This is a genomic window from Candidatus Vallotia laricis (assembly GCF_020541325.1).
GTDB classification, from domain to species: domain Bacteria; phylum Pseudomonadota; class Gammaproteobacteria; order Burkholderiales; family Burkholderiaceae; genus Mycetohabitans; species Mycetohabitans laricis.
In genome coordinates, this window is record NZ_CP047399.1 from 581,245 (window position 1) to 598,104 (window position 16,860).

General features: G+C 41.7%; 11 protein-coding genes, 1 tRNA gene and 1 pseudogene. 5 read left to right on the forward strand and 8 right to left on the reverse strand.

The window, feature by feature from the left end; translation table 11 throughout:
• Positions 1-320 precede the first annotated feature (320 nt).
• The 5 genes from dapC (at position 321) to cls (ending at position 6,460) form a co-directional block, all read left to right on the forward strand.
• Positions 321-1,535: a succinyldiaminopimelate transaminase gene (dapC, locus tag GKR41_RS02255; RefSeq protein ID WP_226810229.1), complete on the forward strand. Its 1,215-nt coding sequence runs from the start codon at positions 321-323 to the stop codon at positions 1,533-1,535.
• Between the two features lie 76 nt (positions 1,536-1,611).
• Positions 1,612-2,448 (forward strand): 2,3,4,5-tetrahydropyridine-2,6-dicarboxylate N-succinyltransferase, encoded by an 837-nt coding sequence (dapD, locus tag GKR41_RS02260; RefSeq protein ID WP_226809584.1) that lies wholly within the window; start codon positions 1,612-1,614, stop codon positions 2,446-2,448.
• 244 nt (positions 2,449-2,692) lie between these two features.
• Positions 2,693-3,832: a succinyl-diaminopimelate desuccinylase gene (dapE, locus tag GKR41_RS02265; protein WP_226809585.1), complete on the forward strand. Its 1,140-nt coding sequence runs from the start codon at positions 2,693-2,695 to the stop codon at positions 3,830-3,832.
• Positions 3,833-3,935: 103 nt separating this feature from the next.
• Entirely contained in the window at positions 3,936-4,820 is an 885-nt protein-coding gene (gene prmB / locus GKR41_RS02270; RefSeq protein ID WP_226809586.1) for a 50S ribosomal protein L3 N(5)-glutamine methyltransferase, read from the forward strand.
• Between the two features lie 194 nt (positions 4,821-5,014).
• Entirely contained in the window at positions 5,015-6,460 is a 1,446-nt protein-coding gene (gene cls / locus GKR41_RS02275; protein ID WP_226809587.1) for a cardiolipin synthase, read from the forward strand.
• A gap of 144 nt (positions 6,461-6,604) precedes the next feature.
• Here cls and GKR41_RS02280 read toward each other — a convergent pair whose 3' ends face one another.
• From GKR41_RS02280 to odhB, 8 genes and pseudogenes are all read right to left on the reverse strand, one after another.
• Positions 6,605-7,084: a glutathione peroxidase gene (locus GKR41_RS02280; RefSeq protein ID WP_226809588.1), complete on the reverse strand. Its 480-nt coding sequence runs from the start codon at positions 7,082-7,084 to the stop codon at positions 6,605-6,607.
• Between the two features lie 801 nt (positions 7,085-7,885).
• Positions 7,886-8,596, reverse strand: coding sequence for a ribose-5-phosphate isomerase RpiA (gene rpiA / locus GKR41_RS02285; RefSeq protein ID WP_226809589.1), 711 nt, complete (start codon positions 8,594-8,596; stop codon positions 7,886-7,888).
• A gap of 365 nt (positions 8,597-8,961) precedes the next feature.
• A complete protein-coding gene (gene rlmB / locus GKR41_RS02290; RefSeq protein WP_226809590.1) occupies positions 8,962-9,717 on the reverse strand; it encodes a 23S rRNA (guanosine(2251)-2'-O)-methyltransferase RlmB in 756 nt (251 codons plus the stop codon).
• Between the two features lie 221 nt (positions 9,718-9,938).
• Positions 9,939-12,131, reverse strand: a pseudogene (rnr, locus tag GKR41_RS02295) (ribonuclease R); the annotation flags it as partial.
• Between the two features lie 285 nt (positions 12,132-12,416).
• A tRNA-Leu gene (locus tag GKR41_RS02300) sits at positions 12,417-12,501 on the reverse strand.
• Between the two features lie 436 nt (positions 12,502-12,937).
• Positions 12,938-14,035, reverse strand: coding sequence for a cell division protein ZapE (gene zapE / locus GKR41_RS02305; protein ID WP_226809592.1), 1,098 nt, complete (start codon positions 14,033-14,035; stop codon positions 12,938-12,940).
• Positions 14,036-14,089: 54 nt separating this feature from the next.
• A complete protein-coding gene (gene lpdA, locus GKR41_RS02310; protein ID WP_226809593.1) occupies positions 14,090-15,520 on the reverse strand; it encodes a dihydrolipoyl dehydrogenase in 1,431 nt (476 codons plus the stop codon).
• 8 nt (positions 15,521-15,528) lie between these two features.
• Complete coding sequence (gene odhB, locus GKR41_RS02315) at positions 15,529-16,764, reverse strand: 2-oxoglutarate dehydrogenase complex dihydrolipoyllysine-residue succinyltransferase (RefSeq protein ID WP_226809594.1); 1,236 nt, start codon at positions 16,762-16,764, stop codon at positions 15,529-15,531.
• Positions 16,765-16,860: the final 96 nt, after the last annotated feature.

Below are 16,860 nucleotides of genomic sequence, written 5' to 3' on the forward strand. Positions count from 1 at the left end.
CCTTAGAATTGTTTCGCTGATGCTTGGATTCTTTCGACTTTCGAGCCTTAGCAAGTCTATAAAGATAGATCTCACTGAGATTAGCGGAGCATGTATTGTGCTGAGTCGATGTTACTGCATTTACTTTAGTCATAAAGATAACAACATTAATAAGCTGACTAAGCAATTGAATTATGCTAATAAGCGTGCTACATTAAGAAAAATAGTAATCAGTCTGGGCTTAGTGCAACCGCGTACGCATCAATGTAGTAGTGGCTATCCTCTCTTTTAAACATAACGGGACCGATGTTTATTCTCGGCGTCGCTATAAAGGCCTATCAGTGAATCCGCGGCTTGAACTTCTGCAACCATATCCTTTTGAAAAGCTGAATGCGCTGTTGGATGATGTCACGCCTTCTCTAGAATACTCGTCAATTAATTTCGGAATCGGTGAGCCAAAGCATCCAACTCCAGCGCTGATTCGCGATGCCGTACATGCATCTCTTGATGGATTATCGCTGTATCCAGCGACTGCTGGAACATTACCGTTGCGGTATGCGATTGCAACATGGTTGCGCCGGCGTTATAAACTACAGTCGGTAGACCCATCCGCTGACGTATTACCAGTAGTTGGTTCTCGAGAGGCTTTATTCGCATTTGCGCAAACTGTTATCAACTCGAACTACGAAAGTTCTAAAGGCTTTCAGCCGGTTGTGGTATGCCCAAATCCAGGTTATCAGATCTACGAAGGTGCGGCGCTGCTTGCTGGAGCACAACCATACTACGTGAATAGTAATCACATGCGACACTACGTGTGTGATTACAGCACGGTGCCAGATGATGTCTGGGCACGCACACAGCTGATATATGTGTGCTCGCCAGGAAATCCTACGGGATCTGTTCTAGGCCTAGACGATTGGCGGGAGATTTTCTCGTTGTCGGATCGGTTTGGTTTCGTGATTGCCTCTGACGAATGCTATGCTGAAATCTACTTCGACGAATGTAATCCGCCGCTCGGCGGACTACAAGCGGCTTGTATACTGGGCCGGAGCTTCGAGCGCATCGTAATGTTTTCTAGCCTATCTAAACGCTCGAATGTTCCAGGAATGAGATCTGGGTGTGTCGCCGGCGATTCGTCGCTTCTAAAGCGTTTTCTCTTATTTCGCACTTATCACGGTTCGGCATTAAGCCCTGTTTACCAGTCCGCAAGCATCGCAGCCTGGAACGACGAGCAGCATGTATTTGATAATCGTCAGCGGTACGCTAAGAAATTTGCAACCATTACTCCTATACTATCTAGGGTATTAGATGTCACGATGCCCGACGCCGGTTTTTATCTATGGATACGGGTTTCGTGTACTGGGTTAGATGACCGCACATTCGCACGGCGCTTATATGCCGACTACAATGTTATTGTTTTACCGGGTTCATATCTGGCACGCACTACATATTGCGCTAACCCAGGGTGCGACTATGTCCGGCTAGCTCTTGTTCTGAATGAGGCGGAATGCATAGAAGGCGCACACCGGATTGTAGAGTTTTGCCAAGGCCTATAACATGCCGAGCATATTTAAAATATTGTGTATGCGCATTGCATCAATTTAACTTAACTACACTCGAGATTATTAATCTATGTCGCAAATATTGCAAGAAATCATTGATACTTCCTGGGAAAAACGCGCCCAGCTATTACCAAAATCTACCCCTACCAATATCCGTGAAGCTATCGCGCATGTGATTGGTGAGCTAGATCAAGGCAGACTGCGTGTAGCGGAAAAGAGAGCGGGAAAGTGGGTCGTCAACCAATGGCTAAAAAAGGCGGTGTTACTGTCGTTCCAGATCGAAGAGAATATGTCTATGGCCGCTGGCGGCTACTCGCAGTTTTATGATAAAGTTCCGTCTAAATTTGCGAATTACAAGCTAGAAGATTTTGTTAATGGGGGTTTTCGTGTTGTTCCACCAGGAATAGTACGCAGAGGATCATATATCGCGAAAAATGTCATTCTAATGCCATCATATACTAATATTGGTGCATACGTCGATGAAGGCACGATGGTCGATACCTGGGCTACTGTGGGCTCGTGCGCGCAGATTGGAAAAAACGTTCATTTATCCGGGGGTGTAGGTATTGGCGGTGTACTCGAGCCTCTACAGGCTAATCCGGTAATTATCGAGGATAACTGCTTTATTGGTGCGCGATCTGAAGTAGTCGAAGGCGTAATTGTTGAAGAAAACTCAGTAATTTCGATGGGCGTTTATCTGGGTCAAAGCACAAAAATTTATGATCGAGAGACTGGAGAGGTGATTTATGGGCGTGTGCCATCTGGATCTGTCGTTGTAGCTGGCAATCTTCCATCATCTAAAGGCGAATACAGTTTATACTGTGCTGTAATCGTTAAGAAAGTCGATGCTAAAACCCGCGCTAAAGTTGGAATTAATGAACTACTACGGGACAATATGTACCAGTAACCCCGATCCGTAGAAATAATAGAGACCGTAGCATAGAAAAAATCTGATTTAGAGGTGCGGTCAGATACATTCCTAAAAAAGATAGTGCTACATAGACATTCTTAAAAAGCAGTAAATCAGATAGCAACGCTGGCGCATCAATAATTGAAAATAATTGCTTACTTTAATGATACACGATTTTAATTAATATCAGCACTCACAGGTGGTTACTTCTTTACTAATGTAGTACAAATACTATTCAGCTATGAGCCGTACGCTAGCCCTGACCGAATCTTTGATTAGCCGTGCGTCTGTTACACCCGAGGATAAAGGCTGCCAAGCATTAATCAAAGAGCGCCTTATAACACTCGGATTCAACTGCGAAACTATTGCCGAAAGCGGTGTTACTAACCTCTGGGCGCTTAAGCGTGGCGCTCATGGTCCGGCTGGAAAAATTCTAGCATTTGCTGGTCATACTGACGTAGTACCGACCGGACCCATTGAGCACTGGAGTACCGATCCATTTATTCCTACACAGCGTGATGGCCGTTTATATGGACGTGGTGCGGCTGATATGAAGTCATCTCTAGCTGCTTTTGTCGTTGCAGCCGAGGAATTTGTTTCGGCTCATCCAGATCACCGAGGTTCTATCGGTTTTTTAATCACTAGCGATGAAGAGGGGCCGGCCCGCTGCGGTACGATCAAAGTAGTCGAGCATCTTGAAGCGAGAGACACTCACTTAGATTATTGTGTGGTTGGCGAGCCAACTTCTGAAGGGAGATTTGGTGACACACTAAAAAACGGACGTCGTGGTTCGCTTTCTGGTATGTTGACTGTGTATGGTATACAGGGTCATGTGGCATATCCACACCTAGCCAAGAATCCAGTGCATCTGCTTGCGCCAGCACTAGCCGACTTTGTGCGCGTAACTTGGGATCGGGGCAATGAGTACTTTCCACCAACTACATGGCAAGTATCGAGATTGCACGCTGGAACTAACGTAACCAATATGATCCCGGGTAGCGCAAACATTGACTTCAACTTCCGATTCTCAACGGCAACGACGCCAAACGAGTTGAAAATTCAAACGCATGAGATTCTTGACGCCCACCAGCTAGAGTATACATTAGCGTGGAACTTGAGTGGAATGCCATTCTTAACGCTGCGCGGTGAACTCTCCAGCTCGCTTGAGCAAGCAATTAAAGCTGAAACTGGTATATGCCCTATTTTTTCCACAACAGGCGGTACCTCTGATGGACGATTCATTACGAAGATTTGCAAGCAAGTTATTGAGTTTGGTCCATGTAACGCCTCGATTCACAAGGTTGATGAATATATTGAGTTATTACACCTAGAACCTTTAAAAAACGTGTATCGTGGTGTGCTAGAGCGTCTCATTGCATAATATCAGTAGTTTGGTCGCTCTTGTAGCTGCCTGTTAATATTATGAACAGCTAGGGCTGTGGTAGCCTAATCTTTACCTGCTAAGGCTGCATCTGCTACCCACTATGAATCATTCTTTTTCAACTGTCCGAGACTTGCTGCGATATGCAGTTACCCGCTTTAACCAGGCCGAATTAGTGTTCGGACAAGGTAATTCAAATGCCTACGATGAGGCCGTATATTTAGTACTTCATACTCTACATCTACCTATAGATACGCTAGACCCATTCTTTGAGGCTCGTCTGCTCAAAGACGAAATCAGCGCAATATTCGATATTATTGAGCAACGAATTACACAGCGGTTGCCAGCCGCTTATCTTACACACGAAGCTTGGTTGCATGGCTATCACTTTTATGTTGATAATCGTGTCATCGTGCCACGCTCCTTTATTGGAGAGTTGCTGATTAAGAGGCTGTTTCCATCGATTGCCGCGCCAGATAAACTAACTACTGTGCTCGAGTTATGCACTGGGTCCGGTTGCCTTGCGATTATGGCAGCTCACGCATTTCCTTATGCTAAGATCGATGCGGTCGACTTGTCGATGCAAGCGCTACAAGTAGCACAACAGAATATTGATAACTACGATTTGAATGAGCGGATTATGCTTTTTGAGGGCGATTTGTTTAAGCCACTACCGTCGCGTCAGTATGATTTAATTATTGCTAATCCACCATATGTCAACGATGAATCCATGAGGGTCTTACCTGCCGAGTACCGCCATGAACCACGGGTTGCGCTCGCTGGAGGCAGTGATGGCATGAACATTGTGCGCCGAATCGTCAGTGCGGCGCATAACTGGCTCACTGATAACGGCATGATAATTATTGAAATAGGCAATGAGAAACACCAGTTAAAAACTGTACTTGGTAACCTACCACTAACATGGCTTCCAACCAATGCTAGCAACGATAGCGTTTTTTTACTACATGCAGCAGACTTGCCGTATTAAAAAACCTAAATAACCGTGTTACTGTAATATAGCACTTATAAATAAATAACATACTATCATGTGAGTCATTACATCGCCCCAATATATTTAGCAGCTTATCATACATATCATAAAAGACTTATTAAAAGTCTCATGACAGATAAGATAAAAAGTATAGTCCGCTATGAGCGGCTGCTATTAGCTCGCCTATCTTCATGCAACTAGATTGGCTTCATTTTGGTACATTAGTCGCTTGTGCTCATGTGCTCGGCATTTTTGCAGCCTGCCATGCAATTCTCTACACGCGTACATCGCAAGGTGCAATCGCGTGGGCCGTTTCCCTGATTGCGATGCCCCACTTAACACTAGTTCCGTATCTTTTTCTGGGGCGCAGTCGTTTTAAGGGTTATGTTGATGCAAGACGCGTTGAGTATGAAGCGATTCAGGATCTTCGTTTAGATTTAGTCAATAATATTCACCAGAAATCTGACTTGATAGACAACGATCCAGTTAATCAGCTCGGAATACAAACTATCACCGCACTGTCTTTGCTTGCGCGTATGTCGCTTTCAACCGGTAATCATGTACGCACTCTCGTTAACGGTGAGGCAACATTTTCGGCGATTTTTGATGCAATCAATGCGGCACGTTATTATGTGCTTATCCAGTTTTTTATCATTCGCGCCGACATAGTCGGCGATATGCTGCGTGATATACTGATAGCTAAGGCGGCACAAGGAGTGCGGGTACATTTGCTATATGATAGTGTTGGAAGTATCGACTTACCAGTAGCCTATTTAAGCGCTCTGCGTGCTGGTAGCGTGGAGGTACATGCTTTCACAACTAACCGTCGTTTTATTCACCGTTTCCAACTCAATTTTCGCAATCACCGAAAAATTGTCGTTGTCGATGGCGAATGCGCGTTTATCGGAGGCCACAACATTGGGATCGAATATCTGGGTGGAAAACCATCATTATCGCCGTGGCGTGATACGCATATTGAAGTTCGTGGGCCTGTTGTAAAACAGATCGAATTTGTATTCGTTGAGGACTGGTTCTGGGCTACTCAGCGGCTTCCTTATACTACATCCTCTATCCGTCCATGCGACGGTAATATGCATTGCCAGGTTATCGCTAGCGGTCCCGCTGACAGACAAGAAACGTGTCTACTGTTTTTTGTCGCATCTATTCATGCGGCACGCGAGCGGATCTGGATTACTAGCCCCTACTTGATACCTGACGAGGCCGTGTTTTCTGCTCTCAGACTTGCTGTTATGCGTGGAGTTGACGTGCGAGTACTAATTCCGTCTCGTCGGGACCATATTGTCGTTTTTGAGGCTTCCCGACTATATGCACATGATATGGTACATGCCGGTATCCAAATTTTCCGCTATCGACCCGGCTTTCTTCATCAAAAGGTTATACTCATCGATTCCGTTGCTGCTGCAGTTGGCAGCGCAAACCTTGATAATCGATCATTCCGCTTGAACTTTGAGATTATGCTGTTAATTGTTAACTCAACTTTTGCCTTAGAGGTTTCGGCTATGCTCGAGGTTGATTTTGCATTGTCTGATCCAGTTCAAGCTAACGAATATCAGCAAACACCAGCATGGCGGCGTATGGCAATGCACGTTGCACGACTATTCTCACCTATTTTATAGGGCACTATAGCTTGCAATGGATCAGTAGTATGCATACATTGCGCGCCTAACTTGGCAATGAGTACAGTACAGTTTAGACTTAATTAAGATAATTATATCGTATATATTACATCCGATATAATCGGAATACTATATTAATCAGCTTTACAGTAACTTCTCAATATCCGATGCAAGCATTTTAGGTCTAGTAATTGGAGAATAACGCTTGACTGGCTTTCCTTCACGGGAGATTAAGAACTTTGTAAAGTTCCATTTAATTAATTTTGTTCCAAGCATACCAGGTGCCTCTCTTGTTAGATAGCGATATAGTGGGTGCGCAAAGGCACCGTTTACATTGACCTTATCAAATACAGAAAGTGCAAATTTATAGTTTGTCTGATTATATTTATTAATCTGCGTTACCATGCACGGATCCTGCCCCCCAAACTGGTTACATGGAAATACTAGTATCTCTAAGCCGCGTTCCATGTAATGCTCATACAAACTTTGTAATTCTTTATATTGGAATATAAAGTAACATTTACTAGCAGTATTAACAATCAAGAGAACTTTTCCACGATAGCGCTTCAGCATAACATTATTGCCCTGAAGAGATCGAACGGAAAATGAATAAATTTTACTCATTTAAACTTCTTTTAAAAATTTAAATTAAATACGAAACGTAGAGTGTCCTTGGAACTATTTAATTTAGTGTTACCTTACAAAAATAGTTTGTACGAATCTATATCATTGTAACCTGCTTTAGCTAACTTAGCCTCCATCGAATTATAAAATAATTTCTTTTTTCAGAGGTCATTTAATGACCTAAAAATCTAATTCTTTAGTTCAATAATTTATTCCAGTTAATTAATGATATTAATATTTATATAGAGATATATATCATGCAATATGCGTAACAGTACTATCTAATTATTAATAGAATTAAATATTCTACCTCTCGTAGAACTCACGCAAAATACTATAAGTAGATAGGTATACTCTGGAAATTATAAAAACTATTTTTTGTGAGGAGCTAAAAATTTAGAGAAAGATAGCCACCATAATAATTTTTATAATCTTAAGTATAAAAACTACTTTTTAATGTATTTTTATTTGAAAAACCTTATTGATTACAGCTTGATAATCCACTAAATTAGTGCTGCGTATAGTGCAGCATGCATTTATATATAACACTAATTCTTATTCTTATATATTAAAAGAATTATAATTCTCGGCAATAAAAAGAAATATCTAGAGTATTTTTAGAAAAGTTTTAGTCATAACATTATATTTCGAGTAACTAAATTAATAAATTTCTCACTAATCGATTAGAAGTCGTATTGGAATTTTTTCTATATCACCTAGAAATATAATAAATAGATAAAATACTAGACTTGTCTTGATGTCTAATGAATTTTAACTCAATAAGTATCCGAAGAAAGCAGTTTAAGAGGAATAGACGTGTTTTATATAATTAATACGATGTACTCCCTGCTCCGTTCCAAGTAGGCATAAGTTAGCACCAAGCAGGGCGAATAGACCAATAGTCACAATACCCGGCCATTGATTTAGACTACGCTCTAGTACAATTGGATTATCAATAGTCAAGCCATGGATGTCAAGAATCTCATTTCCGTTATCGGTAACAAATGGTTTGCCATTATGCATCAGACGCAAAACTGGTGTGCCAATAGTGAACTTTGTAATGCGACGTGCAAGTGCTACACGTGCCATTGGAATCACCTCAACTGGTAAAGGAAATTTACCGAGTACTTGTACTAGTTTGCTTGCATCCGCAATACACACAAATCTATCAGCCTCTGCTGCAACAATTTTTTCACGGGTTAATGCACCACCGCCACCCTTAATCATTGCACCATGTGGATTAATTTCGTCCGCACCATCTATATAAACAGGTAGCGATTCAATATCTCCTAACTCAAATACTCGAAACTTATGCGATATCAATCGACGTGTCGTCACAGCAGAGCTTGATATAGCCCCTCGATATCGAGCCCTGCTTTGAGTCAGGGCATCGATAAAATAATTCACAGTTGATCCAGTCCCAATACCGATTATTGAATCTTCAGGTACTTCAGTGTTTATATAATCGGCCGCTGCTTGACCAACAAGACGCTTTATTTCTTCTTGAGTCATATGCAATTTATAGAAAGTAGGTGCGAGATAGTAATCGTTTATCCGAATAAACTGCATATTACTTAATCTATATAAAACTCTAAATATTACCTCTTAATTTTTTTAAAAAAGTTAAATACTATAGATTTTTTTTAAAATTATTTACTAAAAAATTAAGTTATAATAAAAAATATTTAACTTTTTCTTTTAACTTATTGGTTATACGTAACTTCACATAGTTTTTAACTAAAACAAATATTTTTAATAAAAATACTCTGTTTTTCCGTGAGGCTAAAAATTCTACGATAGCATTAACATAAAATAATTATTTATTTTAGATGAGATTTTTTGGAATTTAAATTAATTAATTTAAAGGTAATAGTTTTTTACCCTATTAATTTTTTGGTGCTTATTCTCTGCCTAACTGCCTCAAATAGGCAAATTCCACTAGCAACTGATACATTTAAACTATTTATACTACCCATCATCGGAATGTGAATTAAGTCATCACAGGTTTCGCGCGTTAACCTTCGTATACCACCTCCTTCAGAGCCCATAATTAACGCAATTGGACCATCTAGTACTGTAGTATATAAACTACGTGGAGCGTCAATAGTAGTGCCAATTACCCAAATGCCGGCTTTTTTCAATTCATGCAACGAACGCGCAAGATTAGTGACTGTAATGTATGGCATAGTTTCAGTCGCACCACTAGCGACTTTTGTCGCAATTGAATTGAGGCCTGCTGCATGATCCCGTGGTGCAATCACTGCTTGCACGCCAGCGGCATTAGCCACACGAAGACATGCTCCAAGGTTATTCGGATCAGTAACTCTATCTAACACCAGTAGTAATGCAGGTTCAAGCAGAGTATCAATTAGATCAGTTAGACTAATTGCGGGCAGAAAATCTGTAGCGCGTGCGACGACACCTTGATGCTGTTTTGTACCAGATAGTCCATATAACCGCTCATTATCTACACCAATCAACCGCACATTAAATGAGTGCGCCGCTTGCAAAAAATCTCGCATACGACGATCTCGCCGCGTTGAATCATATAAAACTTCTTCTATACTCAAAGGGTTATGACGTATCCGTGCAGTAATTGCATGGAATCCGTATAAAACTTTAAAACGTGCCATAAAGACCGATTTTAAGAAAGTAAAACGTAAGTAATTTACAGTTTTTTAGCTTAAATTTATCTATCTGCGTTAAAGTTAGTTGGCATGATTTCTTTGATGCAATCTTGTTTGTATAGCAGGCTTTATTAAGATGTATGCTCGGTATAAACATTGTTCTTTTTTTTGCGTGTAGGTTGGCTTATATTGTGAATCGGCTTACAACAGCGGGCCTGAAGAAATTCCGATTTAGCTGGTACTTCTTGTACAAGTCTACAGTCAATCTTGCGCATATCTAGATTGACATTACTAACTTGCACGCGTACACGCATAGCAAGGCCATACCGTATTCCACTACGCTCTCCTCGTAACTCGTTCTTAATTTCATCATACTGGAAATAATCGGAGCCCAGTTCGGTGACGTGGACTAACCCATCGATAAACAACGAATCGAGCTGCACAAAAATACCAAATGGCGTCACGCCGCTAATAACTCCATTATACTCTTTCCCGAGCCTATCTTTCATGAAGTAGCACTTTAGCCACGCTTCAACATCGCGTGAGGCTTCGTCGGCACGGCGCTCATTAGCCGAACATTGAAAGCCAATTGTCTGCCAGATAGCATCGTAAGAGCGTGCATGTTTTTCTTTTTCGTCACTATAATAATGTTTGGGCGTATGAGGCTGATATTTCTTGCCCGCTAAAATTGCGTGAATTACACGGTGTATAAGTAAATCTGGATAACGGCGAATTGGACTAGTAAAATGAACATACGCATCATATGCAAGACCAAAGTGCCCAATATTATTGGGACTATAGGCAGCTTGCTGCATTGAGCGTAGTAGCATCGTCTTAAGCATTGTTGCGTCGGATCGACTTTGCACTTTTTTTATCAGAACCGCATAATCATTCGCATTTGGCTTGTCACAACTGCCTAACTTTAGGCCCAAACTACATAAGAAAGTTTGAAGGTTTAAGAGCTTCTCTTTCATTGGGCTAGCATGAATTCGATATAGCCCGGGATGCTTATTCCGCTTAAGAAAGTCAGCCGCACACACATTAGCGGCTAGCATACACTCTTCAATGAGTTTATGCGCATCATTGCGCTGACGCCGCAGGATCTGCTCAATCTTTCCTTGTGCATCGCATACAATATAAGTCTCATTTGTATCGAACTCGATTGCCCCGCGATTTTCCCGCGCTTGTAGCAATATCTTGAAAACGCTATGTAAGTTTTGTAAATGCGGCAACAAAGAAAACCGTGATGCTGATTCCCCCCCCTTCGGGTTTGATAGGATGGCCGCTACTTCGGTATATGTAAGTCGTGCTACAGAATGTATTGCTGCCGGATAAAATTGATACTTTTGAATACAACCACGTGGGTTAATTATCATATCGCATACAAGCGCGCAACGATCTACGTTTGGTTTTAGCGAACATAAATCATTTGAGAGTTTCTCAGGTAACATTGGGATTACACGACGCGGGAAATATACAGCTGTTCCTCGACTAAACGCTTCATGATCAAGGCTATCTCCATCGGCAACGTAGTGAGATACATCAGCAATAGCTACTAGCAATCGAAACCCATTCTGTTGGCCAATGCGAATCGGCTCGCAATAGACTCCATCATCAAAGTCTCGACTATCTTCACCATCGATTGTTACGAATGACATATCACGCAAGTCAATACGATGGCGAAGATCCGATTCAAGCATCTGTTCGGGCAGCTTCTCGGCTTGGACTAGTGCGGCATCTGAAAACTGATGCGGTACGCCATATTTACGCACAGCAATCTCAATTTCCATACCGGGATCGTTAATATCGCCCAGCACCTCGCCAATCTTGCCTATTGGCTGTGAATGGTACCCTGGAAAATCTGTTAACTCAATTGAGACAACCTGACCAGACTTAGGCGTAACTTTGCCCATTTGCTTCACGAGAATGTTATGACTGATACGTTTATCCTCTGGAGAAACGACCCATATACTATTTTCATTCAGCAGTCGTCCGATAATTGTTTTATCTCTGCGCTCGGTGATTTCGACAATATGTGCCCCCGAACGGCCTCGACGAGCATGACTTATCACTCGCGCAAGAACCCGATCGTTGTGCATAACTTTTTGCATCTCTGTATTAGACAGAAATAAGTCGCTACCAGCATCGTCGCGAATTAGAAAACCGTAGCCATCTCGGTGGCCCTGAACCCGACCAGAGATAAAATTTGATAGATCTGTTAGATGATAACAACCTAGTTTATCAAGTCTAATCTGACCATCGCGCTCCATTGCGCTCAGACGCTTAAAAAATCCTTCGCGCTCTTGTTGCTTAATTGAAAGCATTTTAGCAATGTCATTGCTACCAAGTGGTTGCTGTGTTTTGCACAATACACTACGAATTTCTCTACGACTGGGAATCAAATAAGGGTATTTGTTCAAAGCCTTGTCGATAAAGGTTATCAAACCGTATAAAATACGAGAATTATCATGTCAAGTATCGCACTATACTGGAACAAGATATATTTAGTAATTTACTAAAAATTAATTTTTATACTGAGTATAGATAATTTAAAGTAAATACTTTTTCTTACTGATTCTTAAGGATAGTACGCATACTGAAGTGAATGGACTAATAAATTGCGCTAGTACTTTAAAAGAATACCTCGACATAAAATCTTTGTTTTTCTGGGATATTATTTTCTTGCCGCCTAATAGTGCGATGGTTGGTGCCCAGGAGAGGAATCGAACCTCCACAGATTTACCTGCTAGTACCTGAAACTAGTGCGTCTACCAATTTCGCCACCTGGGCAGCTTTCTGCGTAAGCAGCGCAAACCTTAATTGTCTTAATCTAACGTCGTTGTGTCAAGAACTGCGTAAAGATGAGGAAGAATATAGCCAGTTAGCAGGTGAACACCTACTTAAAAGCTTTCAGTATTTTTCTAAATGCTAGTATATAAAATAGACAGCTTTAAATGCAGATTCAAGATAAAAACAGAAAATAGCTGGGAAGATAAAGAGTATCCTGAATCTAGACAATAGCAAAACTAAAGTGAAAAAATACAAGCCATGCGCGTCGACCAGAAACTGGTATGTTGAGCTGGACTAGACCAGCACTAACTTCATAAAATCTAATGCTATTAGAAGTTACCTATTATACAGTTTATAACTAGCGGTGTACTGTTAAAAACTATTATAGACTTACTAAGAAATAGTAGGCTTTGCACAACACCAAAGCATAGCATTTTTACCTTAAAAATCTTTTGCTAAAGCGCCTCGGCGCTTCGAAATACTCCTGAGATTGCATCTCGACAATGCGAGATATAGTCCGTGCGAACTTATTGGACATTAGTCCTGCAATGTAAAGTTGTTCAGCAGGAACAGCAGCAGACATTAATAGTTTGATCTTATGATCATACAATATATCAATTAACCACGTATAGCGCTCTGCCTCCGAGTGCATAGATAGCGTCATTTGTGGAACATCCGATAAAATGATTGTATGAAATCGTGTCGCCAACTCTAAATAGTCATTTTGCGATCGTTGCCCAGCACATAGCGTTAAAAAATCAAACCAAATAACACTCTTAGCTCGACGGATAGCCTTAATCTGTCGTTCTTCAATATATATCACCGGGTTACAGTCTTGTACTGTAGCCAACTGACTAAACGCCATATGCAATAGGCTATCAGCCTGGACTCCTAAGGGGGTATAGTAGGCTCGAACCTGTGTTTTCGTACACTGTCGGTAGTCAGTACCTGCATCTACGCGTAGTATCTCAAGCTTTTTATAAATTAAGTCGATTGCAGGTAAAACTCGGTTACGATTTAACCCGTTCCAGTATATCATGCTGGGTTCGTGGTTAGAAGTTATGATGAACTGTACGTTTTTACTAAATAATTTTAATAGCAATAGATATAAAATCATTGCATCAGCGATATCTGAGATATAAAACTCATCAAAGCAAATAAATTGATAACGTTTTGCAACTAGTCTCGCAAGTTCCTCTAGTGGATCGATATAACCCTGTAAGTTCTTGAGCTCACAGTGTACCTCGCGCATAAATTCATGAAAATGCAGTCGTGTTTTTCGTTGTATCGGCACAACAGCATAGAAAATATCCATTAAGAAGCTTTTTCCACGCCCAACACCACCCCACATGTAAATTCCTTGAGGCAAATTTGGTCGAAGAACCCATTTTTTTAGCAGATTAGAACGTTGTGCTTTATAGATCATCCAGGCGTCGTAGTAACGTTGCAAATGGCTGATTGCCTGCTGTTGCGATAAATCAGCTTGATAGCCGCGTTTAGCTAGTTCTTTTTCGCAGTGTTCCGCAATGTTCATTGGTGCAAAAATGGGCGTATCGATTGCTATATTTTGACCCCGCTTTTAAGCTGCTTATATGTTTAACGCACGCTTATCAACGGCTAGAGCTGCTTCTCGCATCACCTCAGAAAAAGACGGATGCGGATGGCAAATCCGTGCAATGTCCTCCGATGCAGCTCTAAACTCCATAGCAACAACTGCTTCAGAAATTAGGTCGGATGCATTCGCGGCTATAATATGTACGCCAAGCAGTTCATCCGTATCTGCATCGGCAATCATTTTTATAAAACCATTACTCCGATTCATAGCTAATGCGCGGCCATTAGCTATGAATGGGAATTCTCCAATCTTGATATGTCGGCTTTCTGCCTGTAACTGTGCTTCTGTTTTTCCAACCCACGCAATTTCTGGATCCGTGTAGATAACCCACGGAATACAGTTATAGTTGATATGTGGCTTTTGTCCATCGATTACTTCGGCAACTAGCATACCCTCATCTTCAGCCTTATGAGCGAGCATTGGACCGCGCACTATATCGCCAATCGCATAGACTCCCGGTAGCTTAGTGCGACAATAATGATCGACGTCGATAAATCCATAATTGTTAACCGTCAGTCCGATTTCTTCCAGACCAAGATTATTGGTATTCGGAGCGCGGCCAATAGATATGATTAACCGGTCAGCTTCAAGCTTCTGTGCATGAACGTTTTTATGAGAATATAAAATTGTTACCGTATTATTAAGTACGCTTACCTTACTGATCTGAACGCCTAAATGAATTTTTAATCCCTGCTTCTCGAATTGCTTTGCAGCTTCCTGGGCTAAGCTCTGATCAGCGGTGCCGAGAAACGATGGCAAAGACTCGAGCACTGTAACATCTGCACCAAGACGTCTCCACAACGAACCTAATTCCAGCCCAATGACACCCGCTCCGATTATTGCTAGCTTTTTAGGTACCGAGTCAAATGCTAGTGCCCCTTCATTATCGACGATAATCTGGTTATCTACTTTTAAAAATGGTAACTGGCGCGCTTTTGACCCGGTTGCAATAATCACATTACGCGCGCCCACTAACTCTGTTCTATCTTCGCCCTCTACCTTAATTTGATAACCAGTGTCGGTTTTACCGACAAAACTTCCATGCCCTTTAAGCCATATTACTTTATTTTTGCGGAATAAGAATTCGATACCCTTGGTCATCTTATTAACAATTGCATCTTTTCGGGCATGCATTTGTGCGATATTAATTTTTACGTTTGATACCGAAATTCCATGATCGTGGAGGTGACGCGAGGCATTCTCAAACGCCTCAGACGAAGCCAACAGCGCCTTTGATGGTATACAACCAACATTCAGGCAAGTTCCACCGAGACTAAGCTTACCAGCTGGATTCTTCCACTTTTCAATGCAAGCAACACTTCTGCCAAGTTGTGCAGCACGGATTGCTGCAATATAGCCACCGGGTCCGGCACCAATTACAATGACGTCAAATTCTTTATTCATATTTTCGCTTAAATGTTAAGTAGAAAGCGTGCCGGATCTTCTAACATTTCTTTTATCGCAACAAGCGAGAGTACTGCCTCGCGACCGTCTATAATCCGATGATCATATGATAGAGCAAGATAGTTAATCGGCCGGATCACGATCTGGTTATTCTCAACGACTGGTCGCTCTTTTGTCGTATGTACACCAAGAATTGCCGATTGAGGCGGGTTTATAATTGGTGTTGACAGCATCGAGCCAAATATACCGCCGTTTGATATTGAGAACGTGCCACCACTTATTTCCTCGATTAATAACTTTCCGTCTCGAGCTTTGGCACTAAACTCAGTAATCTTCTTTTCGATGTCAGAAAAACCCATCTGATCTGCATTTCTCAGAATAGGTACAACTAAGCCGCGTGGCGAGCTGACTGCAATGCCAATATCGAAGTAACCATGGTAGACAATATGATTGCCATCAATGGAGGCATTCACAATCGGGAACTTTTTTAGCGCGTGTACTACTGCCTTTACAAAAAAAGACATAAATCCAAGTCTCACGCCGTGTTCCTTCTCGAAGCAATTCTGATACTTGTTGCGCAGGTTTATAATCGGCCCCATATTGACCTCGTTGAACGTAGTCAGAATCGCATTAGTCTGTTGCGACTCTAGTAGTCGCTCGGCGATCCGTATGCGAAGACGTGACATTGGCACACGCTGTTCTGGACGATCAGTTAGACAAGAATTTGTGCTTGATGCAGTAGCCTGCGGTAATACAGCATCCAGTGGTCTCTTACTGGCTGCTAGTGTATCACCCTTGATGACTCTCCCTCCCCGCCCAGTTCCGACAAGCTGATGGACGCTTAATTCTTTTTCTCTAAGCAGCTTTGAAGCGGCCGGGGAAGCTATTTTGTTAAGTGATGGCGATGTCGGAATAGATGAGGTTTTCGGGGTAACTTTTTCCTCGTTGTTTGATATTGCAACCCCTTCGATCGCTGTAATGTTTACTATAGCGCTAGCTTTTAGCTCAGTATTAATCTTCGCGATTACATCATTAGCAATAACTATGTCACCAGCATGCCTAAGCACTTGAGAAAGTATGCCTGAAGCTGGCGCAGGCACCTCAAGCACAACTTTATCGGTTTCAATCTCAATTAGTATTTCATCTTGTACAACCGATTCTCCTGGTTGTTTCTTCCAGTTAAGCATCGTAGCTTCAGATACTGACTCCGAAAGCTGCGGAACTTTAACCTCAACAATAGCCATGATCATTATCCTAAATACGTATGGAGCGATCAGGCGCTAAGACGCGGAGATCCCTCTGACTGTATTTTTGAGTTATTTGATAAGCGTTGTACTCTT